13 protein-coding genes and 1 other RNA gene are annotated in these 14623 nt (G+C 52.8%); 2 read left to right on the top strand and 12 right to left on the bottom strand.

What is annotated here, in order from left to right; translation table 11 throughout:
• Positions 1-10: 10 nt before the first annotated feature.
• From typA to K2F33_RS16855, 3 genes are all read right to left on the bottom strand, one after another.
• On the bottom strand, positions 11-1852 hold the full coding sequence (typA, locus tag K2F33_RS16865; protein ID WP_076169827.1) for a translational GTPase TypA: 1842 nt from the start codon (positions 1850-1852) through the stop codon (positions 11-13).
• A 151-nt stretch (positions 1853-2003) separates the two neighbouring features.
• Positions 2004-2513, bottom strand: a complete 510-nt coding sequence (locus tag K2F33_RS16860; RefSeq protein ID WP_263877955.1) for a hypothetical protein — start codon at positions 2511-2513, stop codon at positions 2004-2006.
• Positions 2514-2764: 251 nt separating this feature from the next.
• Entirely contained in the window at positions 2765-3427 is a 663-nt protein-coding gene (locus tag K2F33_RS16855) for a TerC family protein (protein ID WP_076169825.1), read from the bottom strand.
• 132 nt (positions 3428-3559) lie between these two features.
• On the opposite strand from K2F33_RS16855, the gene K2F33_RS16850 reads away from it, so the two are divergent.
• Entirely contained in the window at positions 3560-4249 is a 690-nt protein-coding gene (locus K2F33_RS16850) for a TerC family protein (RefSeq protein WP_263877951.1), read from the top strand.
• 84 nt (positions 4250-4333) lie between these two features.
• Here K2F33_RS16850 and thiI read toward each other — a convergent pair whose 3' ends face one another.
• From thiI to K2F33_RS16820, 6 genes are all read right to left on the bottom strand, one after another.
• On the bottom strand, positions 4334-5563 hold the full coding sequence (gene thiI, locus K2F33_RS16845) for a tRNA uracil 4-sulfurtransferase ThiI (protein WP_089548201.1): 1230 nt from the start codon (positions 5561-5563) through the stop codon (positions 4334-4336).
• Entirely contained in the window at positions 5560-6720 is a 1161-nt protein-coding gene (locus K2F33_RS16840; RefSeq protein WP_263882255.1) for a cysteine desulfurase family protein, read from the bottom strand. The genes thiI and K2F33_RS16840 overlap by 4 nt, the downstream gene beginning before the upstream one ends.
• 132 nt (positions 6721-6852) lie before the next feature.
• Positions 6853-7584 (bottom strand): lytic transglycosylase domain-containing protein, encoded by a 732-nt coding sequence (locus tag K2F33_RS16835; protein WP_263882379.1) that lies wholly within the window; start codon positions 7582-7584, stop codon positions 6853-6855.
• A 163-nt stretch (positions 7585-7747) separates the two neighbouring features.
• Positions 7748-8389, bottom strand: a complete 642-nt coding sequence (locus tag K2F33_RS33640) for a hypothetical protein (protein ID WP_318672617.1) — start codon at positions 8387-8389, stop codon at positions 7748-7750.
• A 58-nt stretch (positions 8390-8447) separates the two neighbouring features.
• Positions 8448-8666 carry a DUF1540 domain-containing protein gene (locus tag K2F33_RS16825; RefSeq protein ID WP_076169821.1) on the bottom strand — a complete coding sequence of 73 codons (219 nt, stop codon included), beginning with the start codon at positions 8664-8666 and terminating at the stop codon, positions 8448-8450.
• Positions 8667-8802: 136 nt separating this feature from the next.
• Positions 8803-9309, bottom strand: a complete 507-nt coding sequence (locus K2F33_RS16820) for a YpuI family protein (protein WP_076169820.1) — start codon at positions 9307-9309, stop codon at positions 8803-8805.
• 249 nt (positions 9310-9558) lie between these two features.
• On the opposite strand from K2F33_RS16820, the gene K2F33_RS16815 reads away from it, so the two are divergent.
• Complete coding sequence (locus K2F33_RS16815; protein ID WP_089548203.1) at positions 9559-11448, top strand: S8 family peptidase; 1890 nt, start codon at positions 9559-9561, stop codon at positions 11446-11448.
• 513 nt (positions 11449-11961) lie between these two features.
• Here K2F33_RS16815 and rnpB read toward each other — a convergent pair.
• The 3 genes from rnpB to K2F33_RS16800 form a co-directional block, all read right to left on the bottom strand.
• Positions 11962-12372, bottom strand: an RNA gene (rnpB, locus tag K2F33_RS16810) — RNase P RNA component class A.
• Between the two features lie 82 nt (positions 12373-12454).
• Positions 12455-13570 (bottom strand): Nif3-like dinuclear metal center hexameric protein, encoded by a 1116-nt coding sequence (locus K2F33_RS16805; RefSeq protein WP_263882254.1) that lies wholly within the window; start codon positions 13568-13570, stop codon positions 12455-12457.
• Positions 13546-14322 (bottom strand): tRNA (adenine(22)-N(1))-methyltransferase, encoded by a 777-nt coding sequence (locus K2F33_RS16800; RefSeq protein WP_263882253.1) that lies wholly within the window; start codon positions 14320-14322, stop codon positions 13546-13548. Before K2F33_RS16800 ends, K2F33_RS16805 begins: the two co-directional genes overlap by 25 nt.
• Positions 14323-14623 lie beyond the last annotated feature (301 nt).

Below are 14623 nucleotides of genomic sequence, written 5' to 3'. Positions count from 1 at the left end.
CTTACCCGGATTACATGTTGGCTTCGGCCATCTTGCGGTGCTTCTCGGCACGTTCGCGCTCACTCTTGTTCAGAATCTTCTTGCGCAGACGGACTGATTTCGGCGTGATTTCACAGTACTCGTCGTCATTCAAATATTCAAGCGCCTGTTCAAGTGAGAATAGACGAGGCGTCTTCATTTTTACTGTATCATCTTTTGTGGCGGAACGCACGTTTGTCAGCTGCTTCTCTTTGCAGATATTTACGACGATGTCGTTATCGCGCGTATGCTCGCCAACGATCATGCCTTCATAAATTTCAGTTCCGGGCTCCAGGAACAGGATACCCCGGTCTTCGACGCCCATCATGCCGTAGAAGGTGCTCGTTCCGGTCTCGCTGGAAACCAGCACGCCCTGATGGCGTCCGCCGACTTGGCCGCTGTGCAGCGGACCGTAGCTGTCAAACGCATGGTTCATGACGCCATAACCACGGGTCAGCGTCAGGAAGTGCGTACGATAACCGATCAGACCACGTGCCGGAATCAGGAACTCCAGACGTACCTGACCGTTGCCGGTGTTGACCATGTTCACCATTTCGGCCTTACGGGAACCGAGGCTTTCCATAACCGCGCCCATACTCTCTTCAGGGACATCGATCAGAAGACGCTCGATCGGCTCCATCTTGGCTCCGTCGATTTCCTTGACGATAACTTCAGGCTTGGAAACCTGCATTTCGTACCCTTCGCGGCGCATGTTCTCGATCAGGATGCCGAGGTGAAGCTCACCGCGTCCCGACACGATAAACGCATCCGGACTGTCCGTCTCTTCAACGCGCAGGCTGACGTCTGTCTCCAGTTCCTTCATCAGACGCTCACGCAGCTTGCGGGACGTAACCCACTTGCCCTCGCGTCCGGCAAACGGACTGTTGTTGACCAGGAAGGTCATTTGCAGGGTCGGCTCGTCAATCTTAAGAACCGGCAGTGCTTCAGGATGGTTCGGATCGGCGATCGTCTCCCCGATATTGATGTCCTTGATCCCGGCGATCGCGATGATGTCGCCTGCTCCGGCTTCTTCCTGCTCCACACGCTTCAGTCCTTGGAAGCCGAACAGCTTCTCGATCCGGGCGGATTTGCTCTTGCCGTCGCGCATGATGACCGTAACGGCTTGGCCTTGCTTGATCACGCCGCGGTTAACCCGTCCGATCGCAATCCGGCCAAGGTACTCATTGTAGTCCATCAGTGTAACGAGGAACTGGAGCGGCTCATCAACCTTCTCTGTCGGAGAAGGAATGTGCTCGGTAATCGTTTCATACAGGGCAAGCATGTTGTCGTCCTGCTTGTCCGGATCCAGGCTCGAGGTTCCGTTCAGCGCCGAAGCGTAAACGACCGGGAAGTTCAGCTGGTCGTCGTTTGCTTCAAGCTCGATAAAGAGGTCGAGCACTTCGTCAATAACTTCGGCCGGACGTGCTGCCGGACGGTCGATCTTGTTGACGACGACGATCGGCGTCAGATTCGCCTCAAGCGCTTTGCGGAGCACGAATTTGGTCTGAGGCATGCAGCCTTCATATGCGTCAACGACGAGCAGTACGCCGTCGACCATCTTCATAATCCGTTCCACCTCGCCGCCGAAGTCGGCGTGTCCCGGGGTGTCCACAATGTTAATCAGAAAATCTTTATACGTAATGGCCGTGTTCTTGGCCAGGATGGTAATGCCGCGTTCGCGCTCCAAATCGTTGGAGTCCATGGCGCGTTCCTGCAGGTGTTCGTGCTTGGCGAATATCCCCGATTGCTGCAGCAACTGGTCAACCAGGGTCGTCTTGCCGTGGTCAACGTGCGCAATAATCGCAATGTTGCGAATTTTATCTCTTGAATGCATGGCTTTTATCCAGATCCTTTCCCTTTCAAATCGTAACGAAGTCTTTCAACAAATGAAGCGTCAGGCGGTAGCGCCGACGCTTCTACATCCCTTATATTATAATGAAGTTTCAGAAAAAAACAAGTGTTTTACAGAAAATAGAAGGCCAGATTTACCAGCCGCTCTTCCACTTCCGGTTTCTGGATTTCCCCCTTCCGGCAATCAGCCAAATGCCCAAGGCAATCAGAAGCACGGCGAGGATATAGATCACCGCGGTATGAAGAAGGCTGATGAAAAACAGTACCAGCGAAGCCAGTCCCAAAATGACAGAGGCAGGAAGCAAGGAGGACGGACGCGGCTTTTCAAACAGGTAGTACTCGTACATCCCGACCGCGATCCCGAGCAGAAGGGCGGGCCACAAGTAGGACATCAGCCCCCAGCTGATCGTGCTGCACAGTAAAAAGAGCAGCCCGTACACCGTCAAAACACCGCCGAGTACAAGCACCGTTGCACGCGCCCGGTTGCCGAAAAACAGCATATGCAGAACCAGTCCGGGAATCAAAAGGACCAGCGGCCACAGCGTGCGGCCCAAAAAACCGAAAACTCCAAGCTTGCCAAGCAAAATGACGATCCCAGCAATGACAATGAACAGGCCCAGCTTCAAGTCGTTCCTTGAGGACATTCTCCCACCCTCTTCTCTATAGCCGTCCCTTACGACATACGCAAAAAACGACATATTTTCATATTTAGTTTATCTGAAACCTGTGAAAAAAACCAGATTGCGCCTGTAATTTTTTAGGCACTGCAGGCCAAAATAACCCCACAAAGGAAAGGTTCTGCCGCAAGCCCGAATGGTTCCAATACTTTGCGATTTTTATGTCCATAACAAGAAAAAAACCGGGTTCAGCCCGGTTTTTAACGAGATTGTCTTGCTTATGAGCGCGGCCGCAGCAGCAGCTGCTTGATACCGCCGGAGACGATCACCAAGCCGGCCAATACGCCGGGAATGAGATGGTGGAGTTCCGGCAGAGATGCGGAGAGGAGAGCCCCAAGCCTGTGGTCCTGGAGGAGCATCTCACCGGCTGTATAAGCTAAAATGCCCGCCCCGATGTACACGAGCACCGGGAAACGGTGAAGCCAGGTGACGATCAAATTGCTGCCCCAGACGACGATCGGTATGCTGATCGCAATGCCGATCACGATCAGTGCGAGATCGCCGTTGGCGAGTCCGGCAATGGCCAGTACGTTGTCGAGGCTCATAATGAAATCCGCCGCAAGAATAGTCCTGACCGCTTTCCAGATGGTGGAGGATTCCTGCAGCCGGAGCTCATCCTTGTTTTCGATCAGCAGATTTAAGGCGATCCAGATGAGCATGAACCCGCCGACCGCCTGAACATAAGGGATTTTCAGCAGAATGACCGCAATAAAAGTCAACAAGCACCTCAGGATAACAGCGCCGAGCGCTCCCCACCATACCGCCTGTTTACGCTGCTTCTCCGGCAGGTCCTTGCTCGCCAGAGCAATCACGACGGCATTGTCGCCGCTTAGGACCAAATTGATCATCAGGATCTGAATGAGCAGCCAAATCGATTCCAAAGGTCAACACCCCCACTCTACGTCTATGTGGGAGTTGGCCAGGCTATGCTTGACTTCACATGAAAAATTAGCCTATAATGAATCGATTTGCTATTGAACTCCGTATACAGTCATAATAAGGAGTGACCTGACTTGGACAGTGTAACAGAATTTTTAGTTAATTTGATCAAAATCGTCTTTTTGGATTTAATATTGGCTGGCGATAACGCCATCGTAATTGGCCTTGCTGCGAGGAATCTTGCCCCCTCGACTCAGAAAAAGGCTATTTTTTATGGAACCGGAGGCGCAGTCCTGCTTCGGATCATTGCGACGATCGTCGTCGTCTGGCTGCTGAAAGTGCCGTGGCTGCTTGCCGCGGGCGGTATCATGCTCGTATGGATCGCCTACAAGCTGCTGGCCGATAACGACGATCATACGGACATCAAGGCAGGCCAAACCTTATGGGGAGCTGTAAGGACTATCATTGTAGCGGATGCCGCGATGGGCCTGGACAATGTGATCGCCGTGGCCGGCGCAGCCGAGCAAAATATCATCCTCGTCATTCTCGGACTGCTTATCAGCGTTCCGATTGTCGTTTGGGGAAGCACCCTGTTTATTAAGCTGATTAACAAGTTTCCATGGATTATTTACCTTGGTTCGGCGGTACTTGGTTACACGGCATCCAACATGATTACGGAAGAAAAGCGGTTTGCTCCGTTTTTTGAACAATATCCGGTTCTCCGGGTGCTGTTTATCGTGATCATCGTCATAGCCATTCTTGCCCTCGGATACCTGAAACGCGCGTCGATGAAGAAACGGAAAGACGAACATTCGTATAGTTAGAACACACATATCCGCCTTGTTGTCATACAAAAGGAGGCTCTTCAATGAAGAGCCTCCTTTTTTTGTTTCCTAATCCTCTGAGTTTTAGAACCAATCCTCGTTAACGCCGCCTGCTTCTTCTTCCTCTCCAATCACATAATCCTTGGTGAGCACCAAAGTTTCGGTCCGCTCAAAGGCGTCTTGGATCAGCTCAGGGAGCTTCTCGATCGACGCCTCTACGTTCTCGACAACCCGCAAATTCGGATTCGTCGTCGGTGACTTGGGCACGAACAGCGTGCAGCAGTCTTCATAAGGAAGAATCGAGGTTTCGTATGTGCCGATCTCTTTGGAAATCCGGATGATCTCGTTTTTGTCCATCATGATCAGCGGCCGCAGAAGCGGCAGCTCGGTCGCCCGGCCGATCACGTTCATGCTTGGCAGGGTTTGGCTGGCGACCTGCCCGAGGCTGTCTCCGGTAACGATCGCAAGTGCCCCTTCACGCTTGGCCAGCAGTTCGGCAATTCTGAGCATCGAACGCCGCATCAGGGTAATGATCAAATTGTCCTGTCCAATGCCCGTAAAGGACGTCTGCACTTCGGTAAACGGCACCAGATGAATCTTGATCTCCCCTGCATATCCTGAGAGTACCTTCGCCAGCTCGATGACCTTCTCTTTGGCGAGCCGGCTTGTAAACGGGTAGCTGTAGAAGTGAACGCACTCCACTTCCAGCCCTCTGCGCATGGAGGACCACCCTGCAACCGGGCTGTCGATTCCGCCGGAGAGGAGCAGCATGGCCTTGCCGTTGCTTCCCCGCGGAAATCCGCCGACGGCGGGAATCGTCTGACAGAATATATAGGTTCCCTGCTCGCGGATCTCCACTTGCAAAGTGAGCTCGGGATCCTTCATGCTCACTTTTAACAGGGGATACTTCTTCAGCAGCGGCGCACCCACCAGATGGTTCATCTCATGGGACGAGTGCGGGAAAGCCTTCCACACTCTGCGGGCATGAACCTTAAAGGTGACCTCTTCATCCATGTCCATCTGCCCGATAAATGCTGATGAAGCTTCCAAAATAGAATCCAGCTCCGTAGAGCTGACAACTACCGGGCTGATCGACGTCAGCCCGAATATTTTTTGGAGCGAGGCGATCAGTGGTTCCGCCTCTTCCCCGTTCAGTTCAACGTACAGTCTTCCGTATTCCTTGCGAATTTTCGCTTTGGGAAAATCCTTAAGAACGGACCGGATATGCGAGATCACCGCATTTTCGAAGCGCCCCCGGTTTTTTCCCTTGAGTGTAATTTCTCCATAACGGAGCAGAAGCATATCATATTTCAATGGATTTCATTCCTTCCTGTCATTAAAGGCGTCAGCCGTTCGACCGCATCCTGAAGCGCGTTCTTCAACCGCTCTACATCATTCTTGGTGTTGGTAAGCCCCATGCTGATCCGGATTGCGCTGGAGGCCTCATCCTCGCTCCGTCCCATGGCAAGCAGGACACGGCTTGGCTCCGCCGTCTTGGAAGAGCAGGCCGATTTGGTGGACACGAGCATGCCGTGCTCCTCAAGCGAATGCAGAAGGACCTCGGCTTTCATTCCGGAAAAGGACACGTTAACGATATGCGGCGCCCCGTCTTCGTCGCTGTTCAGCGCAAGGGCCGGTATCGTTCGGATAAATGCGAGCAATTCGTCCCGCAGCGCCCCGACCTGCTCACTGAAAGTCCCTAACTGCTCTTTAGCCATCCGCATGGCTTTGGCCATGGCGACGATCCCCGGATAATTTTCCGTCCCCGAGCGCATGCCGGACTCCTGCTTGCCTCCCGACAGCAGCGGATGAAGCTGAACGCCTTCCCTGCGAAATAATACGCCGGCTCCTTTGGGTCCGCGGAGTTTGTGTGCGGATAACGTATATAAGTCTGCCTGCCACACCTGCAGGTCGACAGGCAGCTTGCCGAAGCCCTGAACACCGTCCACATGGAACAGCGTCAGCGGGTTGCACTGTTTAATGATACGCCCCGCCGCCTCCAGCGGCTGCACGGCTCCGGTCTCATTGTTGACATGCATGATGCTGACCAGGATGGTGTCCTTTCTAATGAGGCTGCGCAGCTGGTCAGGATTGATCCGGCCTTTCTGGTCCACATCAAGAAAGGTTACCTCGAATCCGTGTTCCCGAAGATATAAACAGCTGTCGTAGACGGACGGATGCTCCGTTGCAGTTGTTATGATGTGCTTGCCCCTGCCGGCATATTGAAAGGCTGTGCCTTTAATGGCCATATTGTTGCCTTCCGTTGCGCCTGAGGTCAAGATGATCTCGGCCGGTTTAACACCAAGGGCGGCGGCGCATACTTCCCGGGAACGCTTGATTAGCTTGGCAGCGTCCTCGCCCATCCGGTGAATGGATGAAGGATTGCCGTAATGCTGTCTCATCACTTCCGCCATCGTCTGGATCACTTCTTCGTAGGGTGGCGTACTTGCCGCATGGTCCCAATAAATCATCACGTTTCCTCCTTTACACGGATCACCCGAAGCAATATAAAGAGATCAAACATCGGAAGAAGCGCTTCATATCGAGCCGCTTCCCGTTCTCCCGAGTTTGATCCCGTAACTTAAAACGCTATGAGATTGGTATTAACCTTCATATTTTGCCCTGGCATCCGCAATTTTACGGATATAGTTCCTTGTTTCTGCAGGAAGCCGGTCCAATTGCTGCATCAATTCGGCATCGGTCGATACTCCGAGTTTGAGCACCCGGTTAGGCCCCGCATTGTATGCCGCCAGCGCCATATTTTCCTGCCCACCGAAACGGCTCAGCTGATACGAAAGGTATTTCGTGCCGGCATCGATGTTCTGCGCCGGGTCGAACGGATCGCTGACCCCGAGTCCCTGAGCCGTGCCGTCCATCAGCTGCATCAGGCCTTTGGCCCCCGCAGAAGATACGACATTCGGATTAAAAGTGGACTCCGTCTCGATGACGGCCTTGATTAGCGATTCGGACACTCCGTACTTACGGCTTGCCTGTTCAATCAAGTCGTTGTAAGCAGTCGATTTGCCGGAGCCGGAATCGGAATGCGCCGGCTTGGACACTTCGTCAACGTGTTCCACCGGCGAGGTATTCGCCTCTCCCAGCTGCTGCCACAGCAGACCGTCACTCCACGATACGCCGGGCACCGTCGGTTGTACGGAAGCATCGATTTCTGCAGCTGCCGCGCAGGAGTCATCCAGCAGCTGGTTCAGAATAACACCAAAATCAGAGGTGCTGCCATTCTCGATAATGTCCTGGAGAAGCTCGTCTCTATTTTGAATACGGCTGTTGTCCTGCATTGCCATCAACTGCTGCGCTGCAGCCGGATCGATTTGCATCATCTCAAACCTCATTTTCCCTCATAATCTCGTCCATGCGGATTGGATTTATTTTACCATGATTCCGCCGTCTTGCGCCAGACCTGTTCCAAAAAACGCTGACATGAAAAAAGCGCCCTCAGCCGCTTCATCAGCGGCCAAAGACGCTTTATGCCCGTTTGATTTACCGTGCGAATGGAACCAGCACAAAGTAGCTGATCGTCGCCAAAATGCCGAGTCCCATCGCCCATCCGCCCCATACCTTGCTGCCTTGGCTGTACGCATAAAAGCCGATGACCGCAGCCAGCGGGCCCAGGATAATGGACCACATAAACAAGGACAGGACGCCGAAGCCTACACCGACATAACCGGCTGTACGTCCATAGTTTTGAACGGCGTTCCGGTTTTCGGCATCATCCGAGGTACGGACCTCGTCCCTGCGGACCGATGGTGCTGGAGCTACTTCTGCCGCGTACTCCTCGCGGTCTTTTTTGTACAAATCCGTTCTCTTCACAGCGGCATCCGCCTTCCGGTCGTCCCGGACCGAATATCCGGCCTCACGGCTTGTGACTTCAGGGGATGTTACCTCTGAGGCATACTCCTCTTTATGGGCGTCCCTGCGCGGGTAATCGGTACGGATCCGTGTGGCGATCGCCTGCCGGAACTCGTTATCCCGGGTTGCAGAGGGAGTAGTACCCGCTTCAGCTGCATATTCTTCTCGGTGATTCGTGCGGGAAACGTTATTCGTTGAAACGGGAGTGATTCCTTGTCCTGCGAATGGGCTGTCCGTCTTGTGTTCCTGCTCTCGTTTGTTGAATTCATCCATGATTAGAAGCCTCCTCACGACAAATGGATAAGTGCATAAATGAAGTCGGGCGCTTGAATTAAGAAGTTTTGGGCTTGAAGGTCAGACAGCAGGTAGCCGAAGAATTTACAGCCCGGTCTTTGTGCTCTCCAAGCTCGCTGCCGTACTCCTCGCTGTACTTGGCGGAGGCGTGCTTGTCGATTTCGATCAGGATTTGCTCGGCTTTGCAGACGTTCTCTTCACCCCAGTAGCTGCAGTTGCTGACGCTGCATTTTACGTAGGTTCTTGGATCCTTCATTATTTATCACCTCAAGCTTCATTGTCCCCTGCTCCATATCGGCGTATCCCTGCTGCATCTTGTCAGTTGATGGTCGTCATGAGGAAAATAAAAAAAGATGCCATCATCAGGCATCTTTGGTGTAATCGTATAAGGTTTAAGCGTGCGAACGCTGGTTGTGCATCCGGCGCTCCGTTAAATAATCGCTTTCGTAATAAGTCAGATCGTCCCGAAGCTCTTCATATACTTTGGTGATATCGAGAATGATGTCTCTTACCGGCCGAACCGGTTTTACCCGGAAACGGATAGCGTCCTGTCCCGTGTATGCATAACGCCCATCTTCGGAATAGCTTTCGCTTTTCGGATAAAAGAAGTTGTTAACGCAATGATGATACACATTATAGAGAGCTTTTTCAGCAAAATCAGTGTCAAAATTGGCACGGCGCAACGCAATTCCCAGTTTCTCGGCTGATACTTCGGAGAAAACCAGAAGATGCCGCAGGTCAGACAAAAATCCTTTGTAAAATTGCAGCGTTTCCTCATTATTGTCTGGCGCAAGCTGCGGAATCGAATTCTCATTGAGGAATTGTTCCAGTTTCTCGATCGCGGATTTCAGCTTCTCTTTCGTGGTCTCACACAATTTTTGAACATTACCTGCTGACATAGCTAATTAGCTCCCCCTTAATTTGTTCCTTTCGGTCCTGGAGAGGATCCGAAATTTCATCACCATCGTTTGAAACAAGGATCAATTTTCATGTACTATCCTAACATAAAACAAACTGGAACGGTATCCCTTTCTGGTCACGATTTGGACGAATTGAGCAGGTTTTTGCCTGAGTCGGCCGCCGGGGTATAAAATAGCTTCCCATTTCTCACGCTAAAGGTACTTATCATTCTCAAGGAGGTACTTTTTATGTCGAAAGGAAAATGGGTGGGCATCGGAACGGCAACCGTTTGCGGCGCGCTCGCGTTATTTTTGCTGCTCCCGCGCTCGGACAGCCGGCAGCAGGCCGCCGAATCCCCTCCGGTTCCGGCTCCGCATCAGGAGCATCGTTTAAAGAACAGCATGATGGCGCAGGATATCGCTTCAACCGACCATTTGACCCGGCTGGATGCGAGACAGCATCTGACGGCGATGATGAACAATCTGGGCAGCGCAAAGCCAAAGCAGATTACCGATTATGTACGGAATTTGCAGAAAACTCATGACCATTTTTCCATGCTGGTGTGGCAGGATCCTAAGCTGAATCAACCGCTTAAATTTGCCAAAAAAGAAGACTCTTGGACCTCCCAGGACAGGAAAAGGCTGGATCATTATTTAAGTATAGCCAAGCAGCAGGTAAAGAATCACCAGTCGTACCAGTCCCCCTCCTTCAAAATGGCGGGCAAGCAGTACTTCGTCATCGCAGAACCGTCGGCCAAAAGCAATCAGAGCGTCATCGCCTTAATGAATCAAAAAATACTGCTCGACGTGGAAAATCATCAGAAGAAAAACCTGCGGCTGATCCCTTACCCGAGAGAGGGCAAATTTAAAGTCGAATCGGTTCACGCCGACACGCTGCGCGATTTGACCGTCAAGACGGGACATGATAACGAAAACGCAAGCCACTTCTACGAGAACGAAATCGTCGTCCGCTTCCGCCAGGACCCGTCTCCGGACGAGATGAACCGGATCAAAGGTGACGTCAAAGCGGAATCCGCCCGAAAACTCGGATATGCTTACGTCTTCCGTTCCAGTACGATGGATTACAGCCAGTTGAAGGTATATTTCTTAAACCACTGGAATCCGCATTATGTAGAACCGCATTATTTATATTTAACCAACGATACCGTGCCGGAAACAGGCAGCCTTCCGAACGTGCCGAATGACCTGCTGTTTGCGAAGTACCAGTGGAACCTCCCAGCGATCGAAACGAACCAGGGCTGGGATTTATCCAAAGGAAGCAACGATGTTATTGTCGGTATCGTGGACACCGGTGCAGACATTAACCATCCGGATCTTCAAGGCCAGCTGCTGTCCGGCTACAACGTCGTGGATCCCGGCAGCGACCCGCTGGACGATGTAGGTCACGGCACGCATGTGGCCGGCATCATCGGGGCCGTCGTCAACAATAATGAAGGCGTGGCCGGCATCAGCTGGTATAACAAAATATTGCCGGTGAAGGCGCTCGATAAATCCGGATCGGGCACGACCTATTCGGTGTCGGAAGGCATCATCTGGGCGGCGGATCATGGAGCCAAAGTCATTAATCTGAGCTTGGGCAACTACGCCGATTCCCAGTTCCTGCACGATGCGGTGAGATACGCCTACGACAAGGACGTCGTGCTCGTTTCCGCGGCAGGGAACGACAACACCGAGCGGCCGGGCTTCCCTGCGGCCTATCCCGAAGTACTCGCCGTTGCTGCGACCGATGCGAACATGAAGAAAGCCTCCTATTCCAATTACGGGGATTATATCGACGTAGCCGCGCCAGGGACGAGCATTGCCAGCACCTATCCGGGTAACCAGTACGCCGCCCTGTCCGGTACGTCGATGGCCAGTCCGCATGTCGCTGCCATGGCCGCGCTGATCCGCTCGCGGAACCCGGACTTGACCAATAAACAAGTGATGGACATTATGTGCCAAAGCACCATTGATCTTGGGCCGAAAGGACATGACAAATATTACGGCAACGGTCAAATTGATATCTATAGAGCGCTGCAGGCAGCAGGTGGCGGCAATTCTCCGCTTCAGTTGTGGCCTCAGCATGTACAGAACCAGATGAATTCGATCATGGGCAGTGAGAGCATGAAAACCAAATAAATTCCGGCAAAAAAAGGTAATCCGCCCCTATCAGGAGCGGGTTGCCTTTTTTAGAGCACGAGTTACCGTGTACGTTTGGCTCTCGACTTGCGGGCTGCGCGTTTCGGACCTCTGTAAGCGGAAACGGTACCTATAATGTTTTCGTCGCGAACGACATAGTTATAGCAGTGTTTAGGGACGGGGACACAGTGATGTCTTTTTACAATTTCAACCGTGTGGACAATCGGAACGACCTGCGGATAGTAATAATCTTGATAAACCACAGTCGGATCGGTATAAACCGGATCTGCAGGAGGACAATTAAAGCAGTGGCTCATTCGATAAGCATCTCCCTTCATAAATTTAATATAGTCTATTATGGAGATCCTAATCGGGATTGTACGTTTGTCCTTAGCTGAAAGGTATCCGTCTAAAACAGGCTTGGCCCGGTGATCGGACGGCAAAAAGGCGGTATCCCGTAAAATTACGGGATACCGCCTTGATTACGTCATCCTAATAAGAACTGTTGGCAGTTAGGAAAGTTTTACGTAAGCCGGGTTCTGTGCTCGTCGTGGTGCATTCGGGAACTACCCTCCCACGGATAAGCGACAATCATCTATCTAGGCCAACCATTACTGATTGGCTCCAGCGACCAACCCGAACGCGCCTCGGGCAAAGGCTGCTTCTCGAAGAAGCTGCGTTCCATTAGGTCTTGCTCCAGGTGGGGTTTACCAGGAACGAAGTCACCAACGCTCCTCGGGGTCTCTTACACCTCGGTTCCATCCTTGCCTGTGCTGCTGCAAGCAGCAGCCATCGGCGGTCCATTTCTGTGGCACTATCCTTCAACTCGCGCTGACTGGACGTTATCCAGCACCCTGCCCTACGGAGCCCGGACTTTCCTCTCGCGGCGCCTTACGCGCCGCCAGCGATTGTCTGTCAAACTTTCCGGACAACAAAAAATATTATACTAGGAATTGCCGTCGGACACAATGGCAAATGCCTATTAATTTAACGAAAATTACCGTTTTTACATAAAGCGGAACGGCTCGGTGTCGATTTGGGACGCGGCAACTTGCGTATCATAGCGGCCGTCCGACAGCTTGGCCTGCAGCCATTCGGCTGTTTTGGCCTTCATGATTTTCTCGGCATTGTGCCCCGGATCGATCAGGGCAATCCCGGCCATCAGCGCATCCTGCGCGGTGTGATAATCGATGTCTCCGGTCACGAGCACGTCAGCCCCCCGGAATATCGCGGAATTCACGTAGCGGCTGCCAGATCCGCCAAGAACGGCGGCCTTGCCGATCTTACGGTTCAAGTCGCCAACGACCCGGACATGCGGCACATCCAGCTTTTCCTTGACCACGTCGACGAATTCGGCCAGCGTCACCGGTTCCCGAAGCTTCCCTACCCGGCCAAGCCCGTAACTGCGCCCTTTCAAGTCAACCGGATACAGATCGTAAGCCACCTCTTCATAAGGATGCGCCTTGATCATCGCCTGAACGATCTTGTTTCGGATCCCCTGGGGGACAATGGTCTCGATCCGAACCTCTTCCACCTGCTCCAGCTTCCCTGGCTTGCCGATATAAGGTTCCGTTCCTTCCTGTGGCAAAAAGGTGCCCGTGCCCTGCACGTTAAAGCTGCAGTGGCTGTAATTACCGATAGCACCCGCTCCTGCGTCCAGCATGGCGGTCCGGACCTTCTCTGCATTGGCGGCCGGAACAAACGCGACGAGCTTGTACAGCTTCTCAGCATGCACCTCATCCAGCGGTACGCCGTCGGCAATGCCAAGCGCTTCAGCCATCCAGTCGTTCATGCCTCCCTCGGCAATATCGAGATTGGTGTGGCTGATATAGACGGCGATGTCATGCTTGATCAGCTTCTCATACATTTTTCCCATCGGGGTGTCGGTCTGAAGCTGTTTGAGCGGACGGAAAATGATGGCGTGATGCGCTACGATCAAATCCGCGCCCATCGCAATAGCCTCCTCGACCACCTCGTCATTGACATCCAGCGCCACCAGCACGCTCCGGATCTCCTTCTGCAGGCTGCCCAGCTGCAGCCCGATCCGGTCGTCCGGCACCGCCAAGTGCTTGGGGGCCAGCTGCTCCATATATTGAATTACCGTTTGTCCTTTTGCAAACATGCAAGCACCTCCCTGATTTGTTTCATTTCCTCGGTCAGTTCTCTGGCCTTGGCTGCAGCAGAAGGTAGCTTGGAGGACGACACGGACTTCAGGATGCCTTCCATCTTTACCAGTTCGCCCTGCCATTTGGCCACAAACACTTCATTTGGCTGCTCCAGCAGCCAAGGACCCATGCGGATCAACAGCTCCCTCGAAAGGATTACGTCCCCGCTGGCTTCCCCGGCTTTCCATGAGCGCTCCCGGTACAACTCCTCATTCGACCGTAGGGGTGATGAATGCTCCGGTACAGCTGTCAAAATCTCATATATTTTGCCGTCTTCCTCGATAATCATCTCGGACACCAGCACCCAGGCATGATCGAGCAGCCACCGGCGCAGCAAATCTTCGCCGACGTTCGGCTGCAGGATGAGCCGCTTCACCCCGGACAGTTTGTCCTGCCCCTCGTTTAAAATGCTCGCGATCAGGCTCCCGCCCATGCCGGCGATCGTAATCACATCCACTTCCCCCGGCGAAATGACCGCCAGACCGTCTCCGAGCCGCACCGAAATGTCCTCGCCCCGTCCAGCTTCGGCTACCTGCTTGGCCGCCGCCTGTAGCGGGCCTTGATTGACTTCTCCCGCCACAGCCTTTATAGCTCGCCCCGCCTCAACGGCTGCTACCGGCAGAAGCGCGTGGTCCGAGCCAATATCCGCGAGGCGGCTTCCATCGGGAATCTGCTCCATAATAAGCTGTAATCTTCTTGATAATTTCATATGTCCACCGTCACCATCAGTTATTTTTATCCCTTCCTTTACCCTACCAAACGGCAGGTCCTTTCTGCAAATCGGCAGCGGCAGAAGCGGAAGCGGCCCCCTGAAAAACACACTTCCAATCTTTGGATAAATGTCCAGATCATTTGCATTGGCTCGTTAAAAGCGCTAAAATAAAAACAAATTAAGGAAATAATTCTAAAAGAAAACAGAACTTACAAGCAGGCTGTCCGGCCGAAGCCTAAGAAATACATAGCCTGCTCGCTGCGATATAAGAAAGCCCAACCTCCAATGCTTATATCCA

Source organism: Paenibacillus sp. PSB04 (assembly GCF_025809195.1).
Lineage (GTDB): Bacteria > Bacillota > Bacilli > Paenibacillales > Paenibacillaceae > Paenibacillus_AQ > Paenibacillus_AQ favisporus.
The sequence above is the reverse complement of the archived record's forward strand: the minus strand, read 5'-3'. Positions and strand labels throughout refer to the sequence as shown.